Here is a 19,515-nt window from a genome sequence, read left to right on the forward strand (position 1 = left end):
CCTACTTCTTTATGTGCCACCCGCCCGTCGCTTCGGGGATGCAGTCGATCTCGGGCGAGTAGGGCTTGATGTCCAGCACCGGGGTCCCGTCCAGGGCGTCGAGCCCCCGGACGACCAGGACGGCGCCGTCGCGCCGGATCAGGTCGACGATCCCGAACCCGATCGGGTTCGGCCGGGCGGGCGAGCGGGTCGAAAAGACCCCCCTTGCCCGGGTCTCCCCCGGCGGTTTTGCATAGAGCAGCCCGCGCTCCGCCCGGTCGAGCCAGTAGAGCACGATGAGGTGGCTGCTCCGCTCCACATCCTCAAGCCCGGGGGCGTAGGCGTCGAGGACGTGGATCTCCGCGACGGTGTCCGCGAGGCGCCCCTGGCGCGGGGCGTCGCCCCTGGCCCGGTAGGGCGACCGGACGATCCCGATGGGGATGCACTCGATCGGGGCCATCTCTACCTCCTCCTTCCCTCCGCGTCGAGCACCTCGTTGCAGAGGCGGTCTGCGACCCGGACGCAGGGGTGCTCCCTTGGGACGCTCGTGAACCTGACCTCCGCGAAGTGGCGCGCCCACTGCCGCACCTCGCCTGCAAGGGCCGCCAGATGCTCCTTCGTGATGCGGTACTGGCCCGTGAGCTGGCGGACGACCAGTTCCGAGTCCGACCTGACCTCGAGCCTGCCCCGGGTGAAGGCCCGGGCGGCGCGAAGGCCGTTGATGACGGCGTGGTACTCGGCAACATTGTTGGTCGCCGTCCCGATGAACCCGGAACAGCTGGCGGCGACGGATCCGTCCTGTACGATCACGTATGCCCAGGCGGCGTCCCCGGGGTTTCCCCGCGACGCGCCGTCGGTGTACAGCGTCACCTCACCGGCTGCCGTCACCAGTGCCCCCTCCGGTCTGTCTGTCTCTCGCATCATCTACCGGTTGATCATCGATCTGTGGAGGGTTATTGGTATCGCTTCCGGGAGTGAAGGGCCGTCCACCAAAAGACGTTAATACCCCGGCGGGTAAGGGCGGACTCATGCTGGATACGGGCCGGATTATTGAGGATAGAACGATGCGGGACCGGCTGGGGGTTTTCGAGGACCGGACCGATGCCGGGCGGCGCCTCGCCGCGACGCTCTCGCAGTTGGAGATGAGCGCTGAGGCGGTGGTCTGCGCCATTCCCGCCGGCGGGGTGCCGCCGGGGCTTGAGGTGGCACGGGCGCTCAAGGCGCCGCTCCGGATGGCGGTGGTGCGGAAGGTGCAGATCCCCTGGAATCCCGAGGCCGGGTTCGGCGCCGTGACCTGGGACGGGCAGGTCTTCCTGAACCGCGCCCTGATGACCGGGCTCGACCTCTCGGAGGCCGAAGTGAACGCCGCCGTCGCGAAAGCCAGAAAGAACGTGGAGGAGCGTAGGGAGAAGTTCTCCGGCGGGCGGGCGGAACCGGGGCTTGAAGGCAGGACCGCGATCCTGGTCGACGACGGTCTCGCGACGGGGTATACGATGCTCGCCGCCGTCGAGGCCGTCCGGGCCGGTTCGCCCGGCGAGGTCATCGTGGCGGTCCCTACCGGCTCCCTCCACGCCGTCGACTTCATCGCCCGGAAGGTTGACCTCGTCGTCTGCTTGAACATCAGGACCGGCCGCACCTTCGCGGTGGCGCAGGCCTATGAGCGATGGCACGACATCACCGATCAGGAGGTGCAGGAATTATTGATCCAGGCCCGGGACATGGGGCTCTTCTGATGTGGACGGGGCGTGATGATGGCCCCTCTCAACGTTATGCCGGGTTTTGGCATCTTCCCGCCGGAGCATACCTGTGATGGTGCCGACACCTCGCCGGAGTCCAGGGTCCTCGGGGCGAGGACGCCGTACCTTGCGGTCGTCATGGAAGACCCCGATGCTTCGCGAGGCACGCTGACGCACTGGCTCATCTGGAACATACCGGCTACAGAGAGGATCCCGGCGCATCTGCCGCCTGAGGGGTTTCTCTCGGAGCCGGCCGGCGCGGTCCAGGGGACGAACGATCTCGGCACCATCGGTTACCGGGGGCCCTGTCCGTCACGGGGCGAGTCGCACCGCTACCTCTTCCGGGTCTACGGGCTTGACGCCATGCTCCCTCTCGCGGCGGGCGCCGGCAAGCACGGCCTCATCGAAGCCATGCGGGCACACGTCCTCCAGTCCGGCGAGACTGCCGCCCTCTACTCCCGGTGACCGGACAAACCTTTTTCACATCCCCGATCCGATAGATGTCTGTCGACGGAGGCTTGTAGTATGCCGAAACTGACAGTGAAATTGGATTTTGAAGACTTCCCGGAGGTTTACACCTGTAAGGGGGCGAACCGGTCTCCCCCTATCCGGGTGGAAGGGATCCTCCCGAACATCAAGTCGCTCGCGGTCCTCGCGACGGCGAGCCCCGAGGAGGGGCCGTCGAAGGTGGCGTGGATCCTCTGGAACCTCCCCCCCGTCCCGCTGATCCCGGAGGGGTTCCCGACCGGCGGAGTGGTGGAGTCGCCGCTCCATGCCGTCCAGGGCACAAACGACTTCGGCAGCATCGGTTACCGGGGTCCCTGCCCGGAGCCCGGGAAGGGCGAGGCCTACCTCTTCCGGGTCTATGCGCTCGACCTCGACCTTGCGCTCGCGCCCGGGGCGACCTGGGAGGATATGATACGGGCGATGCAGGGGTCGCTGAATCAGTCAGGGGAGGCTATTGCGTTCGCCACCGAGTAGGGGCAGGAGGTCCCCGCCCGGAAAAAAGGGTGCCGCCCCCTCCGTCACATGGGTACGGGCGGGGCCTCTCTCTGCATGGGCGGGCTTTGTTTCTCGATATTCTTTGCGATAGCGGCCATCTCCTCGCCCAGCATGCGGACGATATCATCCATGGTGATGATCCCGACGAGTTTTCCGGCATCGTCGACGACCGGCATCCTCCGGATGCCCTCGACGGTCATCTTCTGGATGGCCTCGTAGACCCCCATGCTGTCCCGGAACGTGATCACATCCCGGGTCACGATCTCCCCCGCCCGGACCTCGCCTGGGTTCTTCTCGCGCGCCATCACCCGGATCGTGAGATCGCGGTCGGTAATCACCCCGACGGGCCGGCTATCCCCGGTGACGATGACGACGCTCCCAACGTTCTTCTCTCCCATGATCCTCGCCACCTCCACCGCCGGCGTGTCCGGCGAGACGGCGACGACCTGCTCACGGCAGCATTTCATAAGTCCCATAACGTATCCTCCGTTGACGGCAGAATCATGCCGGATATGGTATATGAATATAACCCCCGTCGGGCCGGACTTATTTCCTTATATGTGATCGGTGAGAGATTGTACATCCGCAATAATGGACTGGTTGCTCATTGTTCTGACCGTAGCGGGCCTCTCGGTCTTCGAGATCGTCTCAAGCATCGACAACGCCATCATCAACGCCGACGTCCTCGCGACGATGGGGGAGAAGGCCCGTAGGTGGTTTCTCTTCTGGGGCCTGATCTTCGCGGTCTTCGTGGTCCGGGGGCTCCTCCCGTGGCTGATCGTCTGGGCGACGACTCCGTCGCTTGGGCCCGTCGGAGCGCTGCTCGCGACGTTCTCAAGCGACCCTGCGGTCGTGGCCGCGATCGAGGAGTCGGCCCCGGTCCTCCTGATCTTTGGAGGAATGTTCCTCGTCCTCCTCTTCTTCCACTGGCTCTTTGTCGAGGAGAAGACCTGCGGGCTCCGGAGCGAAGCGTTCTTCTCCCGGCAGAGTGTCTGGTTCTATGCCGTTGCCTCGATCCTGCTTGCTGTGATCGTCTGGTTCGCCCTTCAGATCGACACCATGATGGGGTTCGCGGCCGTGCTTGGTTCAACCGCCTTCTTCATCGTCCACGGGTTCAGGCAGAACGCCGAGGTGCAGGAATCCAGGCTCCGGCGGCCCGGGATGTCGGATTTCTCAAAGATCGCGTACCTTGAGGTTCTCGACGCAACCTTCTCGATCGACGGCGTCATCGGGGCGTTCGCCTTCACCCTCTCGGTCCCGCTCATCCTGATCGGGAACGGCATCGGGGCCGTTGTGGTCAGGGAACTGACTGTCCGGGGCGTCGACAAGATCCGGAGTTACTGTTTCCTCAAGAACGGGGCGATGTACTCCATCCTGGTGCTCGGCACGATCATGCTCGCCGACAGTTTCGGGTTCCATATCCCTACCTGGCTCTCGCCGATAGCGACGTTCGGCATCGTCGGCTACTTCCTCTACCGCTCGATGCAGGAGCAGAAGAAGGGGGCCGCGGGCGCCGTGTGACCGGGGGCCGGGCACCGCTCCATCCCTCTTTTCCGTGGCCCAAAAAGGTTTATTCAGGCGCAACGACGAAACGTAAGCCATGACAAAGCGATCCATTGGCCCGCGGACCCTCCTCTACCCTCACCCCGACCTGATCATCGGGACATACGGTCCCGGCGGCCGGCCGGATGCCATGGCCGCTGCATGGGGCGGCATCTGTTCCTCCCGCCCCCCGGCGGTCGCGGTCTCGGTCCAGAAGACCCGGCAGACCTACGAGAACCTGGTCGAGCGGCGTGAGTTCACGATCAGCATACCCTCGGTGGACTACGTCCGGGAGGCGGACTACTTCGGCATCGTCTCCGGCCGCGACACGGACAAGTTCGCAGCAACCGGGCTCTCGCCCGTGAAAGGCGACCTGGTGGACGCTCCATACGTCGGAGAGTTTCCGGTCGTCCTCGAGTGCCGGCTCCTCCAGACAGTCGAGATCGGCGTACACACCCAGTTCATCGGTGAGATCCTGGACGTGAAGGTGGACGAGAGCGTCCTTGGGGAGGACGGCAAACCCGATATAGGAAAGATCCGGCCGTTTGCCTACGACTCGATGCGGCAGGAGTACTACGGCTTTTCCGGCGTGCTCGCGAAGGCCTTCTCGGTGGGGAGGGAGATCAGGAAGTAACTTTTCGGATGGCCTTCCCGACCTTTGGTCGTCACCGCCGGCGGTCCCGTTTCACCTCGACCCACCGCTTCCGCTTTCCGCACCGCTCGCACCGCTGCTCCCACTCGACGACGTTTGATGAGTACTCGTCGTAGCCCCGCTTCCTGCCCCAGCGGTGGAGCCCGATCCTGCAGAGAATGAGCCCGATTGTCGTCATGGTACCTGGAGAGTGTTCGTCCTTTCGGCCGGATGAATGTTGCTCTCTGCCGATAGGCAGATTTCAGGCCGTTTTTCAAGAAAATCACGCCTGAAAAGGTTTTTATCGTATGGTGCCGGAGCCTTAACTACCAAACGGCAGAACGGAGGTATGTATGGCGTTTATCTACTACGGTCAGGGAGTGTCGTCCCTCTACCAGGACTTTGTGGAGCGGCTGATGTCGCAGCTCGCACTCAGGGGCACGGAGATCACGCACCAGAATGTCGGAGATACGATTTCGACGATGGATATCCGGCATATCGGTGAGCAGGGGAAGATGGAGGTCGTGATCGACCGGGAGAATGTCCGGGTGAGTTATACCGTCGACCGGGAGCGAAAAGAGATCAAGAAGGGGCTCGCGGGTGCCGTCACCGGGGCCGGTCTCGGCGGCCTCCTCGGCGGCATACTCCGGGGCGACCGCGACATCGGTGACGTCCTCGGCGGTGCGGCGGCCGGCGGGGCATACGGCGCATACGACGGCTACGAGGCCTCCCGCGAGGAGCGGACCGCGTTCGCCGAGGTGCTTGCCGAGGCGGTCAGGGACGTGGAGAACGAACTCCAGGCGATCATCGCAGGGCAGGAGGAGGCCCGGGAGGCGCTCCGCGAGCGCGGCCGGCAGAAGCGGGAGGAGGATCTCGCCCGGACCGAAGAGTTGCGCGAACTCTTAGAGGAACTCTATGGCGACCTTCTCGCCGTCCAGGAGGAGGTCGAGCTCGCGGCCGTCGAGGGGCAGGATGTCAAAAAGCCTCGGGCCCGGACGGACCGGGCGGAGGTCCTCTACCAGGAGGCGGAGGCGGCACTCGAAGACGGGAACCATGCCGTCGTGAAGGCAAAGGTGAAAGCCGCGCGTGCCATGGTGGAGGGCGCAGCGGATCTCCTTGCAAACGCCGGGGACGGATAAGGTCCCGGTTAACCGTTTCAAGGTATAATCTCGCAGCTGTTGTACTTCCGGTGCTCGAAGTCTTCCATCCGGATTATCCCCGAGTCTATGAGGGCCCGGACCTCCGGGAGTGCCGCCGAGAGCGCCGCATAGAGGTTCTCCACCGTCCCGCAGACGACCCGCCGCCCAACTTCCGGCCAGGGGCGGGTGATGTTTGAGTAGAGGCACCGGCCGCCGCAGAAGTCGAGAAGGCCGCATTCTGTGCAGGGGCTCCCCACGGTCGTCACCGGGAGCCGGAGCGGGTCGGCCGTGGCGATATGCCCGACGTAGTAGTCCTTCATGCCGACCATGATGGGGCAGGGGGCGATATGCCCGTCGGTCATGATGCTGTAGTTCGCGTGGCCGCACCCGCACCGGAGCATGCTCGGCCGGCAAAGGAGCATATCCTGCACCGGGTCCATGAAGGGGTACCACCGGAGCACTCTCCCCTCCTCCCGCATCGTCTCCACCCAGAACCGGACAAGCGACCTGATGCCGGGGTTGTAACTCTCCTTCACCCACGCGGTGTAGTCCCGGAGGCTGTAATCGTTCCAGAAGTTCGCGTCCATCTGCCAGTGGACGGCGGGAAACGAGAACCGGTCGTTCTCTGCGAGGTAGCGGACGGCCTCAGCGATATCGGTATCCTCGGTCACCGTCATCCGGGCGATCAGTTCGCCAGAGAATCCGCCCGCAATAAGGTCCTGGAGATTCCGGGTGATCCGCTCAAACGTCCCCTCCCCGCGGTGGGCGTCGGTGAGCCTCTCAGGACCGTCGATCGAGACCAGGATCGTGTCGAGGCGGTTCGCGACCGCGGGCTCGAGGCGGTCGAGGAGGGTGCCGTTGGTGTGCAGGATCAGCGCCGATACCGGGGCGTCGCGGGCGATCTCGCGGACGCGATCGGCGGCAAGCAGGGGCTCCCCGCCATAGAAGGTCAGGACGGCCCCGGGATCCTTCGCGAGGAACCGGTAGAGGTCACCGAGGTCGATGTCGAGGTCCACCGGGAGGTCCTCGTCGACGGCGATATCGGGCTGTTCCGGGGGGTCGACGGTGAACGCCTTTCCCCGGCAGTAGGTGCAGCAGAGGTTACAGTTGTCGGTCAGGATGAGGTGGTAGTACACGAACGGTCTCTTACAGGTTGGGGGCCGGGCGGGAAAAAGGTGAGGTTACAGGGGGCTCCCGCCGTTTCGTAGAGGGTTTCTGCGAGGCTTTTTGGGCGGATGGCGGAAGGGTCACGGGAAAGTTTCATATACCAGCAGCATCCGGCCCCTTCACCGTCAGGACGAGTCTGATATCCTGCAACATCCCGGGTCCTCCTGCATCTTCGAGGTAGAGCTCGATCGCTTCACGGATGTTCTCAAGCGCCTCCCCGGGTGTATCACCGCAACGGGCAACCTCGAGTTCCTGGCACTGTGAGATATACACCCCCTCCTCTTCCCAGGTCAACACTGTCAGCTGCACGTTCGCCAATCACGCCGTCCTCGGTTATTGCATAAGCCATCCGCCTACTATAACACTCTTCTTTTTGCCCAGGATTCAGCGGGGTTGGTGTTGGGCAGGCCATACCCTCGGGCAATCCCATGCCGGGCCGCCACCCCCCGGAAGTCGCACCGGCTAAGGGGTCTCACGACCGGCGCAAAGCAGAAGTCCCTGCAGGATACATGAACTCCTATGCCTGAAGCGAAAAAAGAGAACCTCACCGAGCAGGTCATCAACCTGCGCGACCTCGTCGCCTACCAGCCGGGGTCGATCGTCAGCCGGATGCTCGTCTACACGAAATCCGGCACGATCACCATCTTCGCCTTCGATGCGGGCGAAGGCCTCTCGGAGCACACCGCACCCTACGACGCCATCCTCCAGGTCCTCGACGGGGAGGCGCTCATCACCATCACCGGCACGGAATACCCGATGAAGACGGGCGACCTGATCATCATGCCGGCACATAAGCCCCACGCGGTCCACGCCGTCACCCGCTTCAAGATGATGCTGACGATGATCCACGCCTGACGTGCCCCCGCCCCCTCACCGGACCGGGTACGGGGGCGGGTAGGCCCCCTCCCGGTAGGGGAGGAGGACCTCGTTGATCCGGCTGTAGTCGGCGAGAGCGGTCATGACGATGCTTCTTGCCGATATCGTGTAGAGGGTGTCGTCCATGAAGAGCGACCGCCGGACCGCGTCCGGTGCGTTCCAGGCGTACGAGGCCCCCTTCTCCCCGTGGATGACCGTGCCCGCGAGAGTGAACCCGGAGGAGGGGCTCACGGAGTAGACGTAAGCCACCTGCCGGGTCGTGGTGCCGTAGGAGCCGGGGTACTTCGACGAGGGGTTCTCGACCCGCTTTATCTCGCTCACCGGGATGACGAGGAGGTTCTTCTCTTTTATAAAGAGGAAGGCCTTGTGGTCGCGGAGGGCCTCCGAGTCGGTCCCGGCTTCGCCGATCACGACGGCGTCGACCTCTAGCGGGTTGTTCACGTCCGAGACGTCGAAGAGGGCAATTTTGAGCCCCTCTACCGAGACGCCGCCCCAGGTGTTCTCGCCCGTCTCTTTCCCGACACCGATGATGTGGTCGGCGTCATAGGGATGGAGGTAGTCGGAGTAGCCCGGGATCTTCAGTTTCCCGAGGATACCCGGGTGCTCTGGGTCCGAGAGATCGATGACGAAGAGCGGGTCGACCCGCTTGAACGTCACGAGGTACAGCCGGTCGCCGGAGAACCGGGCGGCGTATATCCGCTCATCGGGCGCGATATGCTCAAGCGTCCCGATGGTCTTCATCGCAGGATCGAGGACGTAGACGTTGTTGTACTGGAAGGAGCCCTCCCGTGTCCAGCCCTCGACGGTCGTCGCGACCCGGAGGTTCCCTGCGTGCTCGTCGAGCGAGAACTGGTTTAAGAGGCTCCCGGGGACCTCGCCCATGGCCTTATAGTCGATCTTTCCGCGCTCAATCGCGAACCGGTGGATGATCGTCCGCTCAAGGGTGCCGGCGGAGCCTGCCATCGTCCCGGAGGAGTATGCCGGCCCTGCGTTCCGGTAGCCGATGTAGAGGTTCTTCTGCGACGCAAAGAGGGTGGTGTCGTAGCCGAGGAGGAACGCCTCGGCATCGGGGGCGTCCGTGTCTTTCCGGACGGAGAAGGCGGTTGCGGTGTAGAAGACGTAGTTCTGCATGGGTGTCTTCGGGCGGTAGATCTCGGGCCGGATGGGCGGCGCCTCATCTACCCTCACTGCGGGGAGGGCGATATCGTCGCGCACCCAGGCGGGAGACTCCCGCGTGAGGGTGTAGACGTACTCCCCGACCATCCGGGCGTCGTAGTAGTCGCCGGTGAAGGTCAGGGTCCGGATCAGCTCCGGGTCGGCCCGGTCGCCGACGTCGTAGACGTATGCGCGCGTCACCGTCCGCCAGACCGGGACCGGCGTTACGCTCCCCTCCGGGGTGGTCATCTCTTCTTCTGTTGCGACGGCAAAGACCACCAGGCGGTCGCCCGCGAGAAAGAGCGCCGTCGGGCGCCCGTCTATCCGGGTCTCGGAGACGATTCTCGCGTCCTTTGCCGGGAACGCCTCGACGATCGCGAGGGTCTCCCCCGATATGATGTAGATGTACTTCCCGTCATTCTTCACGAAGTCGGCCTCATCCACGCCCTCCACCTGCACGTTCGTCGTGGAGTAGTCCCGGGCCGAAGACGTCGGGACGGCGGTCGCTGCCGGCGCCGGAGCGTTCTCCCCGGCCGCAGGCACGACGCCCCCGGGGATGCGAGGATAGCCGTTATCGCTCCATCCTTTCTGCGCGTGCTCCTTTAAGAAGGCCCTGATCTCTTCCACCGATCCGAATTTCTCCAGGTCGCCCCAGGCCTCCGCCCCGGCGTCCTCAGACGCGAGGGCGGTCCCGATGATCGCGGCGACCACGAGACACCCGAGAGCGGCCGCCATCACAGGTTTCCAATTCCCCATTCCGCGGTTCACCTCTTGATAGAGGGAGATGCACGCGCGGGAGCATCACCTTTGCGTAACCTACGAATAATTTCGAAGTCTTCCGCCGGGGTCCCTCACCCGACCGGCGCCGCCGAAAAGATCCAGGCTATGTAGGCTGCGTAGCCGATGAGCAGGAGGGCTGACCAGCCCCGGACGACGGACGGGCGGGCAAAGAGCAGGGGGAGGATCGCGGCGGAGAAGAAGGCGACGGCGATGACGTCGGCAAACGACCCGATGGTGACCGGGGCGATGAGGAGGCTTATCCCGAGGACGAAGAGGAGGTTGAAGATGTTGCTCCCGAGGATGTTGCCGACGGATATGGCGCCCTCGTCTCTCACGGCGGCAACGAGGGACGTCGCGAGCTCCGGGAGCGATGTGCCGACGGCGACGACCGAGAGGCCGATGACGAAGGCGGGGATTCCGAAGGCCTCCGCGAGGGTGACGGCGCTGTCGACGACCAACCGGGCGCCGACGATGACGGCGACGAGCCCGAGCCCGATATAGAGAGCGTCAGCCCACCCGTGCGACCTGATATGGACAGCCTCCTCTTCGCGGCGCTCCCGGAGGAGAAGGGCGAGGATGATCACAAAGAGGATGAGGAGCACCGCTCCGGCAAGGACGTCGAGCGTGCCTCTTACGGCGAGCAGGGCGAACGCCGCCGTCGCGGCGAGCATCAGCACGGTGTGCCGGACAAGCGCGGAGCGCGACGTCCCCGACGCGGCGACCATACCGGGCCGGATGAGGGTGCAGAGCGCGAGGACGAGAGCGATGTTTGCGATGTTGCTCCCGAGGACGTTCCCGAGGGCGATCTCCGTGTTCCCCGTGGCCGCGGCGTTCGTGCTGACGACGAGCTCGGGGAGGGACGTACCGAACGCGATGATCGTGGACCCGATCAGGGCCGGGGATATGCTGTGGCGGAGGGCGATGCCGCTCCCGCCGCCTACGAAGAGGTCGGCACCTTTGATGAGGAGCGCTACGCCGACGATGAATATGATGAACGTCGTTATCATGGGTGCGTCACGGGTGTGGTGGTACCTGTTGGGCGGGTATCTGCTAATACGTTTCCGAATCGGGGTTCCGGGCGGTGGTTGTATGGGGTTCTGCCCCGGGCTGCCGGGACCGTTCTCCTGCGGGCGAAGGGCATATCCCCTCTCCCATCCAACACCTGAGGATACCGGTGCCGGCATTCCCGCCGGACACCCTGACAGGGAGGCCCTCAGTTACGCTCTCGTTTGACGAACAGATTGATGCCCTGGAGCAGGAACGCGAGAGTCTTCTCCGGTTCCCCGAAGAGGAGTTCATCGATATCATCCGTGACGTTGGGTTCTCCTGCGACTGCTGCGGCCGGTGCTGCACCCGGGAGTTCAACGGTCACGTCTTCCTGCTGGAGGAGGACACTGATCGGGTCCTGTCGTTTCAGCCCGACGCCCTCATCCCGGCGCCCGATTACGACGCCTGCGACCAGGAGGGACGGTTCTACGTCTCGGGCTACGCCCTCCGGACAAAACCGGACGGGTCCTGTATCTTCCTCGAAGGGGGCAGGTGCAGCATCTACGACCGGCGGTTCTCCATCTGCCGGGTCTATCCCTACATGCTCCACCGGGAGGCCGATGAGAGGGGTGTGGTCGACTGGCGGCAGATCGGCGGCTTGAACGAGCACGGGTGCTACAACACCCCGATCGAGGATGCCGAGTGCGCCCGGATAGCCCGCGAGACCCGGGCATACGAGGCGGCGTTCCTCGACCAGGAGATCCGGTTCCGGAGAGCCCTCCAGGACCTCTTCGCCCGGGAAGGACTGCGCTACGTCCGGCGGACCTACGACCTCCTGATGCGGGACTTCCGGAAAGGGGCCGAGGTTGAGGTCCGGGTATTCCACCGCGGGCGGTTTCACCCGCACCGGGTCACCCGCGACGTCTACGGGTGACGTAATCCCCCTCCCCGGATCCCCGATGGAGACCGAAGTCCTCCTCACCCTGCTGGTGCTGGCCGGCGCCGTCATCCTCTTCGCCACCAGCGTCGTCAGGCCCCACCGGGCGCTGGCCGGCGCCGCCTGGATATTCCTCCTTTCCCGGGAACTTGCAGAGGCTGGCGAGACTTTTGAGGCGCGTGCGCGTGCCTATCTCGGGCAGCCTGCCTTGCCCCGGGCCGGGTATGCCGCCGCGGCCTGACACCCTGCGGCCCGCCGGGTAAACCTTTATAGCGCTCCATGGTGACCAGGGCCCCGCCATGGAGCGGGAGTATGATGTCATTGTTATCGGGACCGGTGTCGCTGGTTCCGATATCGCCTGGCACTGCAAGGAAGCCGGGATGCAGGTAGCGATCACCGATCACCAGACCTACGGGGGGACATGCGCTCTCCGGGGCTGCGTCCCAAAGAGGGTGCTCGCCGGCGCCGCGGAGGTGGTGGCGCGTGTCCATGACCAGCAGGGGATGGGCATCAGGGGGGAGGTGGCGATCGACTGGCCGCAGCTGCTCGCCTTCGAGCGCTCGTTCACCGGCCCTGTTCCCCGGCGGAAGGAGGAGCGCTTCCGGAGGGCGGGCATCCACACCTGGCGGGGGTTCGCCAGGTTCGCCGGCCCGGACCGGGTTTTGATCGGTGACGACCTCTTTTCGGCACGGTACATCGTGATCGCCACCGGCGCACACCCCCGGCCGCTCGGTGTCCCGGGTGCCGACCTCGTGACCTCAAGCGGCGACTTCTTCTTCCTTGAGACACTCCCGGAGCGGATCATCTTCATCGGCGGGGGCTACATATCGTTCGAGTTCGCCCATGTGGCCGCCAGGGCCGGGTCCGGGGTGACCATCCTCCAGCGGAGCGGGCGGGTCCTCTCGGGGTTCGACCCCGACATTGTCGACCGGCTGGTGCTGGCGTCAAGGGAGATCGGGATCGACGTGCAGGTGAATATGCCGCTTCTCTCAGTCGAGAAGGCCGGCGGCAGCCTCCGCGTGCGGGCCGGGAAGGCGGGGGAGGAGAAGGTCTTCGAGGCGGATATGGTCGTCCACGGGGCCGGCAGGGTTCCTGCGATCGAAGGCCTCGATCTTGCGGCCGGGAAGATCGAGACCGACCGGCGGGGGATCGTGGCCGACAGCCACCTCCGGAGCGTCTCAAACCCCGCGGTCTACGTGGCCGGCGATGCAAACCCGGAAGGCCCGCAGCTGACACCGGTGGCGGTGATGGATGCCCATATCGTCGTCGACAACATCTTAAACGGCAACACCCGGGTCGCGGACTATTCCGTCGTCCCGAGCGCCGTCTTCACGACCCCGCCCCTCGCGTCTGTCGGGCTCACGGAGGCGGCGGCGGAGGAGAAGGGGATACCCTGTATCGTCCATGCCGGCGACCTCTCATCGCGCTTCACGAACCGGAGCATCGGCGAGAAGCACGCCGGCTACAAACTCCTGATCGAGAGGGGCTCCCGCCGGATACTCGGGGCCCACCTCATCGGGCACCACGCTGAGGAGGTGATCAACATCTTCGCTCTCGCGATCAGGCACAACCTGACGGTGGACGATCTCACGCTCGACGCGATCCCATGGGCCTACCCGAGCAACGCCTACGACATCATCCATATGGTCCATCCAATGGTGCGGAAGTGAGGTGCGTCGGCATGCCGGCCGGGCTCGCGCGAAGCCGCGAAGAACGCGAAGGGAGGAAAGTTGTTCTTCCAGGACTTCGCGCCCTCGCATGAGTTATCTGCAAGAAAAGTTCAGAAAAAGGTCTTGCCGGGGATTCGGGCCCCGGTGCCCTATCTCACGCCCCGGCGCCCGCGCCCTCTTCCGCCGGTTTCTTCGCCGGTTTCTCGGGCTTCACGTAGGTGATCGTGTGGCGTTCCACCACGTGCTCCACCACCGGCGGGAAGTACTCCCGCTCCATCGTGAGGCTCCCGAAGGGGCAGCCCTCGACGCAGTCGCCGCAGGCGATGCACCGCATGCGGTCGATCTCCCAGACCTTCTCCTCCTTCTCGATGCGGATCGCCTCGCATGGGCACCGCCGCGAGCAGAGGCCGCAGGAGCGGCACGTGGCGGGGTCGAAGGCGACGTGCCCCCGGGTGAGGGGGCTCGTCCGCGCCGGGACCGCCGGATACCGCCGGGTGGCCGGCCCTCTCACGAGGTTCCGAAAGACGGTTCTTGTCATCTCAAAGAGTCCCATCCCGCCGTCACCTCTCCGTGCAGCTGATGCAGGGGTCGATCGAGAGGACGATGACCGGGACATCGGCGAGCTGGGCGCCCGGGAGCATCTTCACGAGCGCGGGGATGTTTGCAAGCGTCGGTGTCCTGATACGGGCACGGACAAGGTGCTTGGTGCCGTCGCCCCGCAGGTAGTGGACGACCTCACCCCGCGGCTGCTCCGCGCGTGAGAAGTACTCGCCGTCCGGCGTTCCCTTCACCTTCACATCGATGGAGCCTTCGGGCATCTCCTCGATCGCCCTCCTGATCAGGTCGATAGAGGAGTAGAGTTCCCTGACCCTGACGGCACACCGGGCGTAGCAGTCTCCGGCGGTCTCGACGACCGGCTTGAAACCAAGGTCTCCATAGGCCGCGTACCCGGTCTCCCGGTGGTCCACCGCGACCCCGCTCCCACGGAGGGTCGGCCCTGCAGCCCCGAGGGCGTAGGCATCATCCTTCGAGATGACCCCGAGCCCCTGGAGGCGGTACTTCACCGTCTCATCGTTTAAGAAGACGCCGCCGAGGTCCCGGCACTGCTCCTCGAAGGAGTCGAGTGTGCGGTGCATCTCGTCGAGTTTCTCCTGCCCGATATCGCGCCTGACCCCGCCGACCTTGCAGGTCCCCTGGATGACCCGCCCGCCGGTGGTGTCCTCAAAGACGTCGAGCACGCTCTCGCGGAGTTGCCAGGACCGCATGAAGAGGTTCTCAAAGCCCATCCCGTCTGCAAAGAGCCCGAGCCAGAGGAGGTGGGAGTGGAGACGCGAGCACTCCGACCAGATCGTCCGGAGATACCTCGCCCGGTCCGGGACATCGATCTTCATGATGTGCTCGATGCCCTGGCAGTAGCAGAGCGCGTGGATGAAACTGCAGATCCCGCAGATCCGTTCCGCCACGTAGACGTATTCGGTGAACTCGCGCTTCTGCACGAGCTGCTCGAGTCCCCGGTGGATGTAGCCGATGGAGGGGACCACATCCACCACCAGCTCGTCCTCGAGGACGAGGTCAAGGTGAATGGGTTCCGGCAACACCGGGTGTTGCGGCCCGAACGGCACGACTATGCGTTTCGACATCGGTCTCCCTCCCTTCTCGTGACGCTGAACGGATACTTCGTTGCCGTCTTGATGAACGTCCCCTTAAAGTCGATGTTGATCCCGGTCACCGAGATCCCGAAGAGGTCGTGCAGCTCGTTCTCGTAGACGAACGCCCCCCAGTAAAGCCCGGAGATGCTCGGGACCTCCGTCTCCGGCCCGACCGTCAGGCGGAGGTTCCTGAACTGGTAGCCCTTATCGAACGAGTAGTTGATCTCGTAGGCTCCGCCGACATCCGTACACCCGATCTGGACGAGGCGGTAGCCGTCGGCCTGGAGCCCTCCGACCTCCTTGAGGAGGTTCTCCAGCGCGACGCTGGTCGTTGTCTGCTCTTCGCTCACTATCGTCATCTTCCCTCACCTGCCTCTGCGGCAAGCCGCGGTTCTTTCTTTGCCTGTGCTTCCCCTGTCATCTTCATCCGTTTCTCCTCGAGGATCCCGAGTGCCTTCACAACGCCGTCGATGATCTGCTCCGGCCGGGCTGCACATCCCGGGACATAGACGTCGACCGGGATAACCTTGTCGACGCCCCCTGCGATGTTGTAACACTCCCGGAATATGCCGCCGGTTGCGGCGCAGGCGCCGATCGCGACGACCACTTTTGGCTCCGGCATCTGCTCGTAGAGGTTTTTCACCACCGGCCGGTTCTGCTCGTTGATCCCGCCGGTGATCAACAGGATGTCCGCATGCTTCGGGTTGCCGGTGTTGATGATGCCGAACCGCTCCACGTCGTAGAGCGGCGTTAAGCATGCAAGCACCTCGATGTCGCACCCGTTGCAGCTGGACGCATCGTAGTGAAGGATCCAGGGTGATCGCTTCAGGAATGCCATGGTACTCATGCACCTCCGATCATCATATAGGAGAGGATCGCCAGGTTCGCGATGCCGAGTAGCGCCGCGAGCCACCCGCTCTTCAGCGCTGCCTGCCAGCGGACCCGTGCGGTGACGTTGTCGATGAAGATCTCGGCCACGTACGTGACCGCGACGGCAATGATCCCGATCACGGGGTTCCAGGCAAAGAAGAGATAGACGAGCCCGAGGAGGAAGACGTTCTCGTACCAGTGGGCGACCTCGACCTCTCCCAGCGTCGAGCCCGAGAACTCCGTCGTGATGCCCTTGACGATCTCCTGGTGCGCGTGGTGCGATGTCGATATGTCGAAGGGGGACTTCCTGAGTTTGATCGTGAGGATGACGGCAAGCCCGAGGAAGACGCCCGGGAGATAGATGATGGCCGGCGCGGTCGCGGCGGCTATCCCGGCGACGTAGAAGCTCCCCGTGACCATGTAGAGCCCGACGGCCGCAAGGATGATCATCGGCTCGTAGGCCATCACCTGGATCAGCTCCCGCTCGGCCCCGATGTGGCTGTAGGGCGAGTGGACCGCGTAGGCCCCGAGCACCAGGAAGACGTGGGCGAGCGTGAAGGCAAAGACGACCAGCAGGAGGTCCCCTCCCGCGAAGAAGATCGCCCCGGAGAGGGCGATGAAGATCAGGTAGGCGAGGACGTAGAAGTTCTGCGCCGTGGTGACGACGACGTTCTCTTTCTCGAAGAGTTTGCCGACGTCGTAGAAGGGCTGCAGGAGCGGCGGCCCGACCCTTCCTTGCATCCGCGCGGTGATCTTTCGATCGATCCCGGCGATGAGGCCGCCCGCGACGGGCGCGAGGATGAGGAAGAGGACCGCCCCGATGAGCCAGTTCATAGGGCCACCCCCGCAAGGACCCACGATGCAAGGATCAGGATGATGCAGACCGCCGCCCCGGGCCGGAAGAGCCGTGCCTCACCGAAGTACTCGGTGAGGTAGTAGTTCTGCGTCATTGCCTCCCGGGTCATGCCGAGGGAGCCTGCGAAGTGCAGGTCCGGTGTCGCGGGCCTCCCGCCCATGTAGACCGGGAGGTGCTTTGCGGTCCTCCCTAAGAGGAAGAACGAGACCGGGAGGACCAGGAGCAGGGCCATCATCAGGAGCATGATGGCGACGTTTGTCTGCGCCAGGTGTGCCGTGACCCCGTAGATGGCGAGGACGTAAGGCTCAATCAGCGTCGAGGATATGACCGGGAAGAGGAAGACGGCCGCTACGACGAGGCCGGTGGTGATGTAGAGGGGAGCCCAGGGCTCCTCCAGGAATCCCTTCTCGACCCGCTCCACGTTCCGGGTGACCGCGACGAGTTTGCCCATCCACTTTGCCCAGAAGAATACGGTGACGGCGCTCCCGTAGGCGAGGATGGCGATGAAGACCAGGCCGAAGGGGGCCTGGACGAACGCCTCGATCGCCGCCCACTTGGAGACCAGCATACCGAACGGCGCAAGGAACATGCCGGCGATCCCGATGAACATCATCACCGCCATCTTCGGCATCCGGACGATCAGGCCTTCCATCTCCTCGATGTTGCGGCTCCCGATCCGGTGCTCGATCGCCCCGGTCCCGAGGAAGAGGAGCGACTTCGCGACGGCGTGGAAGACGATCAGGAGGATCGCCGCCCAGACGAGCATGTAGGTCCCGACGCCCGCACACGCGGCTATCAGCCCGAGGTTTGCGATCGTCGAGTAGGCGAGGACCGATTTCGCGTCACTGCGCGATATAGCGATCGCGGAGGCGACGACGAACGTCACCGCGCCGACGAGGCCGACGGAGAACCCGGCGAGGGTCCCGGCAAAGACCGGCGCGAACCGGACCAGGATGTAGACGCCGGCCTTGACCATGGTGCTCGAGTGGAGCAGGGCCGAGACCGGGGTCGGGGCCACCATCGCCCCGAGGAGCCAGGAGGAGAAGGGCATCAGCGCGGCCTTCGTGATGCCGGCAAACCCGATCAGGACGGCCGGGATCAGGACGACGGCAGCGTCGCCGGAGGCGAGCACCCGGGCGAGATCGATGCCCCCGCTCGCCGGTCCGGTCGCGGCAAGGAAGATGAGCGCCGTAACAAACGCAACCCCGCCGAGGAGGTTCATCACCAGGGCGCGGAAAGCGTTCGTCGTCGCCTCTTCGGTCTCCGAGTAGCCGATCAGCAGGAACGATGCGATGGTGGTGACCTCCCAGAAGAAGAAGACCCACATGAGGTTATTGGAGAAGACGAGGCCGAACATTGCGGCGAGGAAGGCGAAGATGACGAAGAAGAACATCGTCTGCCGGTCACGCACCTCCGGGTGGTGGTGGTGGTACGTCTCCATGTACCTGACGGCGTATACTGCTATGAGGCTCCCGATGATCCCGATGATCAGGGCCATGATGATGGAGAACTGGTCGATGAAGAGGTTGTTCACCGCATGGAGGTTCCCCGAAAACGACGTCTCGAGATACACAATCAGCGCCGCCTGAACGACGGCCAGTGCGATTGCGAGGTAGTTCCTGAACTTTGCGCCCATGTAGATGATGAAGAGCGCGAGCACCATCTCGATGGCCACCATGGCGAGATCGGCCGCCTCCGAGGATGCGGCAAAGTAGACCGCGCCCCCGAACGCATACCGGACGAGCAGGTAAACCGATGCCCCGCCGATGGCGAGAGCCGAGAGGGCGACCACCGCGTAACGCAATGTCGTCCGTTTCACGAACAATAAAAGACACGCGACGAGGATGGGAAAGAGTATTAGGAAGAGCAGCGTCTGCACTATTGAGTCCCTCGTAGGGTAACTATGCCCTACTTACATAATTAATCATTCCAAATAGGCCCCCGGGGTATCGCCCGGTTGATGCCCGGAGCCGGCTCCGCGCGGGGTGATGAGGCGAACCGGGCGGCTGTACCACCGCGCTCTTTTGCGCGTATCAGCGGTGTGCAGGCTGCGGCGCGACCCCCGCGTGTTGCCCTGATGGGGGGTTGCATATCCGTCCACCGAACTTTTGCGCTCTTCCGCGGCAGCGCGCGAGCTGGTGCAGTGATTCCAAATGAACGGATCATACCCGGCCTTCGTCCCATCCCCGCGGAGCGCTCCCTCCGGCACCCCACCCCGGCCGTGCTTCTCCCCTCCCCCCCCTCCCGGGGCAGGGCAGTCATGGCGATATCCGGTGGAAAGCCGTGTCAGATTCCCGATCTAACGCCGGTTTCCCGGAAGGGTGGGGAGAGCCGGCCCGGATCCGTTTCTTCCCCGGGATCTCTCCATGTACTGTCGCTGCCCCCGGAGTGGGGCGGGGATTTCAGGAGGAACTCACAGGCCCGCCTGCGGGGAGGGGAAACCTGCCCGGTCCCTCCCCCATGGCGATATCCCCACGGTCCACTCCACGGGGAGATCCCGGAGGAGAACCGGATACGGCTCATCCCCGGGTACTCCCGG

General features: G+C 64.4%; 24 protein-coding genes. 10 read left to right on the forward strand and 14 right to left on the reverse strand.

Annotated features, from left to right (window positions below):
• Position 1: 1 nt before the first annotated feature.
• Together tsaA and QZ408_RS01910 are read right to left on the reverse strand one after the other, a co-directional pair.
• The gene (gene tsaA, locus QZ408_RS01905; protein WP_292489266.1) at positions 2–439 is read right to left on the reverse strand and encodes a tRNA (N6-threonylcarbamoyladenosine(37)-N6)-methyltransferase TrmO; all 438 of its coding nucleotides are present in this window, start codon (positions 437–439) and stop codon (positions 2–4) included.
• 2 nt (positions 440–441) lie between these two features.
• A complete protein-coding gene (locus QZ408_RS01910; RefSeq protein WP_292489268.1) occupies positions 442–903 on the reverse strand; it encodes a ribonuclease HI family protein in 462 nt (153 codons plus the stop codon).
• 104 nt (positions 904–1,007) lie between these two features.
• Here QZ408_RS01910 and QZ408_RS01915 point away from each other — a divergent pair, with 104 nt between their 5' ends.
• Genes QZ408_RS01915 through QZ408_RS01925 form a run of 3 tightly spaced genes read left to right on the forward strand, consistent with a single transcriptional unit; the run spans position 1,008 to position 2,696 of the window.
• On the forward strand, positions 1,008–1,712 hold the full coding sequence (locus QZ408_RS01915) for a phosphoribosyltransferase family protein (RefSeq protein WP_292489270.1): 705 nt from the start codon (positions 1,008–1,010) through the stop codon (positions 1,710–1,712).
• A 15-nt stretch (positions 1,713–1,727) separates the two neighbouring features.
• On the forward strand, positions 1,728–2,180 hold the full coding sequence (locus QZ408_RS01920) for a YbhB/YbcL family Raf kinase inhibitor-like protein (RefSeq protein WP_292489272.1): 453 nt from the start codon (positions 1,728–1,730) through the stop codon (positions 2,178–2,180).
• Positions 2,181–2,240: 60 nt separating this feature from the next.
• Positions 2,241–2,696 carry a YbhB/YbcL family Raf kinase inhibitor-like protein gene (locus QZ408_RS01925; RefSeq protein WP_292489274.1) on the forward strand — a complete coding sequence of 152 codons (456 nt, stop codon included), beginning with the start codon at positions 2,241–2,243 and terminating at the stop codon, positions 2,694–2,696.
• A 44-nt stretch (positions 2,697–2,740) separates the two neighbouring features.
• On the opposite strand, the gene QZ408_RS01930 is transcribed toward QZ408_RS01925, so the two are convergent.
• Positions 2,741–3,193 carry a CBS domain-containing protein gene (locus QZ408_RS01930; RefSeq protein WP_292489277.1) on the reverse strand — a complete coding sequence of 151 codons (453 nt, stop codon included), beginning with the start codon at positions 3,191–3,193 and terminating at the stop codon, positions 2,741–2,743.
• Positions 3,194–3,308: 115 nt separating this feature from the next.
• Here QZ408_RS01930 and QZ408_RS01935 point away from each other — a divergent pair, with 115 nt between their 5' ends.
• Complete coding sequence (locus QZ408_RS01935) at positions 3,309–4,238, forward strand: DUF475 domain-containing protein (protein WP_292489279.1); 930 nt, start codon at positions 3,309–3,311, stop codon at positions 4,236–4,238.
• A 79-nt stretch (positions 4,239–4,317) separates the two neighbouring features.
• The gene (locus QZ408_RS01940; protein WP_292489282.1) at positions 4,318–4,893 is read left to right on the forward strand and encodes a flavin reductase family protein; all 576 of its coding nucleotides are present in this window, start codon (positions 4,318–4,320) and stop codon (positions 4,891–4,893) included.
• A 31-nt stretch (positions 4,894–4,924) separates the two neighbouring features.
• Here QZ408_RS01940 and QZ408_RS01945 read toward each other — a convergent pair whose 3' ends face one another.
• Complete coding sequence (locus QZ408_RS01945) at positions 4,925–5,089, reverse strand: hypothetical protein (RefSeq protein ID WP_292489284.1); 165 nt, start codon at positions 5,087–5,089, stop codon at positions 4,925–4,927.
• 154 nt (positions 5,090–5,243) lie between these two features.
• On the opposite strand from QZ408_RS01945, the gene QZ408_RS01950 reads away from it, so the two are divergent.
• Complete coding sequence (locus QZ408_RS01950; RefSeq protein WP_292489286.1) at positions 5,244–6,029, forward strand: hypothetical protein; 786 nt, start codon at positions 5,244–5,246, stop codon at positions 6,027–6,029.
• Between the two features lie 17 nt (positions 6,030–6,046).
• On the opposite strand, the gene QZ408_RS01955 is transcribed toward QZ408_RS01950, so the two are convergent.
• Both QZ408_RS01955 and QZ408_RS01960 read right to left on the reverse strand, forming a co-directional pair.
• Entirely contained in the window at positions 6,047–7,165 is a 1,119-nt protein-coding gene (locus tag QZ408_RS01955) for a TIGR04084 family radical SAM/SPASM domain-containing protein (RefSeq protein ID WP_292489289.1), read from the reverse strand.
• A gap of 124 nt (positions 7,166–7,289) precedes the next feature.
• Positions 7,290–7,505: a type II toxin-antitoxin system HicB family antitoxin gene (locus tag QZ408_RS01960; protein ID WP_292489778.1), complete on the reverse strand. Its 216-nt coding sequence runs from the start codon at positions 7,503–7,505 to the stop codon at positions 7,290–7,292.
• A 210-nt stretch (positions 7,506–7,715) separates the two neighbouring features.
• Between QZ408_RS01960 and QZ408_RS01965 the strand changes: the two genes are divergently transcribed.
• On the forward strand, positions 7,716–8,051 hold the full coding sequence (locus QZ408_RS01965; protein WP_292489291.1) for a cupin domain-containing protein: 336 nt from the start codon (positions 7,716–7,718) through the stop codon (positions 8,049–8,051).
• 15 nt (positions 8,052–8,066) lie between these two features.
• Here the strand turns inward: QZ408_RS01965 and QZ408_RS01970 are convergent, their stop codons facing one another.
• Both QZ408_RS01970 and QZ408_RS01975 read right to left on the reverse strand, forming a co-directional pair.
• Positions 8,067–9,983 (reverse strand): beta-propeller domain-containing protein, encoded by a 1,917-nt coding sequence (locus tag QZ408_RS01970; protein WP_292489293.1) that lies wholly within the window; start codon positions 9,981–9,983, stop codon positions 8,067–8,069.
• Positions 9,984–10,078: 95 nt separating this feature from the next.
• Positions 10,079–11,014: a calcium/sodium antiporter gene (locus QZ408_RS01975; protein WP_292489294.1), complete on the reverse strand. Its 936-nt coding sequence runs from the start codon at positions 11,012–11,014 to the stop codon at positions 10,079–10,081.
• Between the two features lie 167 nt (positions 11,015–11,181).
• Here QZ408_RS01975 and QZ408_RS01980 point away from each other — a divergent pair, with 167 nt between their 5' ends.
• The 3 genes from QZ408_RS01980 to QZ408_RS01990 are packed head-to-tail and all read left to right on the forward strand — an operon-like array spanning position 11,182 to position 13,601.
• Complete coding sequence (locus QZ408_RS01980; protein ID WP_292489296.1) at positions 11,182–11,928, forward strand: YkgJ family cysteine cluster protein; 747 nt, start codon at positions 11,182–11,184, stop codon at positions 11,926–11,928.
• A 25-nt stretch (positions 11,929–11,953) separates the two neighbouring features.
• Positions 11,954–12,172 carry a hypothetical protein gene (locus tag QZ408_RS01985; protein WP_292489298.1) on the forward strand — a complete coding sequence of 73 codons (219 nt, stop codon included), beginning with the start codon at positions 11,954–11,956 and terminating at the stop codon, positions 12,170–12,172.
• Positions 12,173–12,230: 58 nt separating this feature from the next.
• Positions 12,231–13,601, forward strand: a complete 1,371-nt coding sequence (locus tag QZ408_RS01990) for an NAD(P)/FAD-dependent oxidoreductase (protein WP_292489300.1) — start codon at positions 12,231–12,233, stop codon at positions 13,599–13,601.
• Between the two features lie 154 nt (positions 13,602–13,755).
• Here QZ408_RS01990 and QZ408_RS01995 read toward each other — a convergent pair whose 3' ends face one another.
• The 6 genes from QZ408_RS01995 to QZ408_RS02020 are packed head-to-tail and all read right to left on the reverse strand — an operon-like array spanning position 13,756 to position 18,855.
• The gene (locus QZ408_RS01995) at positions 13,756–14,154 is read right to left on the reverse strand and encodes a 4Fe-4S dicluster domain-containing protein (protein ID WP_292489302.1); all 399 of its coding nucleotides are present in this window, start codon (positions 14,152–14,154) and stop codon (positions 13,756–13,758) included.
• A 7-nt stretch (positions 14,155–14,161) separates the two neighbouring features.
• Positions 14,162–15,241 carry a nickel-dependent hydrogenase large subunit gene (locus tag QZ408_RS02000; RefSeq protein WP_292489304.1) on the reverse strand — a complete coding sequence of 360 codons (1,080 nt, stop codon included), beginning with the start codon at positions 15,239–15,241 and terminating at the stop codon, positions 14,162–14,164.
• Complete coding sequence (locus QZ408_RS02005) at positions 15,226–15,609, reverse strand: NADH-quinone oxidoreductase subunit C (protein ID WP_292489306.1); 384 nt, start codon at positions 15,607–15,609, stop codon at positions 15,226–15,228. The genes QZ408_RS02000 and QZ408_RS02005 overlap by 16 nt, the downstream gene beginning before the upstream one ends.
• Positions 15,606–16,088 (reverse strand): NADH-quinone oxidoreductase subunit B family protein, encoded by a 483-nt coding sequence (locus tag QZ408_RS02010; RefSeq protein WP_292489309.1) that lies wholly within the window; start codon positions 16,086–16,088, stop codon positions 15,606–15,608. The genes QZ408_RS02005 and QZ408_RS02010 overlap by 4 nt, the downstream gene beginning before the upstream one ends.
• Positions 16,089–16,093: 5 nt before the next feature.
• On the reverse strand, positions 16,094–16,954 hold the full coding sequence (locus QZ408_RS02015; RefSeq protein ID WP_292489311.1) for a complex I subunit 1 family protein: 861 nt from the start codon (positions 16,952–16,954) through the stop codon (positions 16,094–16,096).
• Positions 16,951–18,855, reverse strand: coding sequence for a proton-conducting transporter membrane subunit (locus tag QZ408_RS02020; protein WP_292489313.1), 1,905 nt, complete (start codon positions 18,853–18,855; stop codon positions 16,951–16,953). Before QZ408_RS02020 ends, QZ408_RS02015 begins: the two co-directional genes overlap by 4 nt.
• Positions 18,856–19,515 lie beyond the last annotated feature (660 nt).

It is taken from the genome of Methanoculleus sp. 10, from assembly GCF_913757945.1.
Taxonomy (GTDB): Archaea; Halobacteriota; Methanomicrobia; order Methanomicrobiales; family Methanoculleaceae; genus Methanoculleus.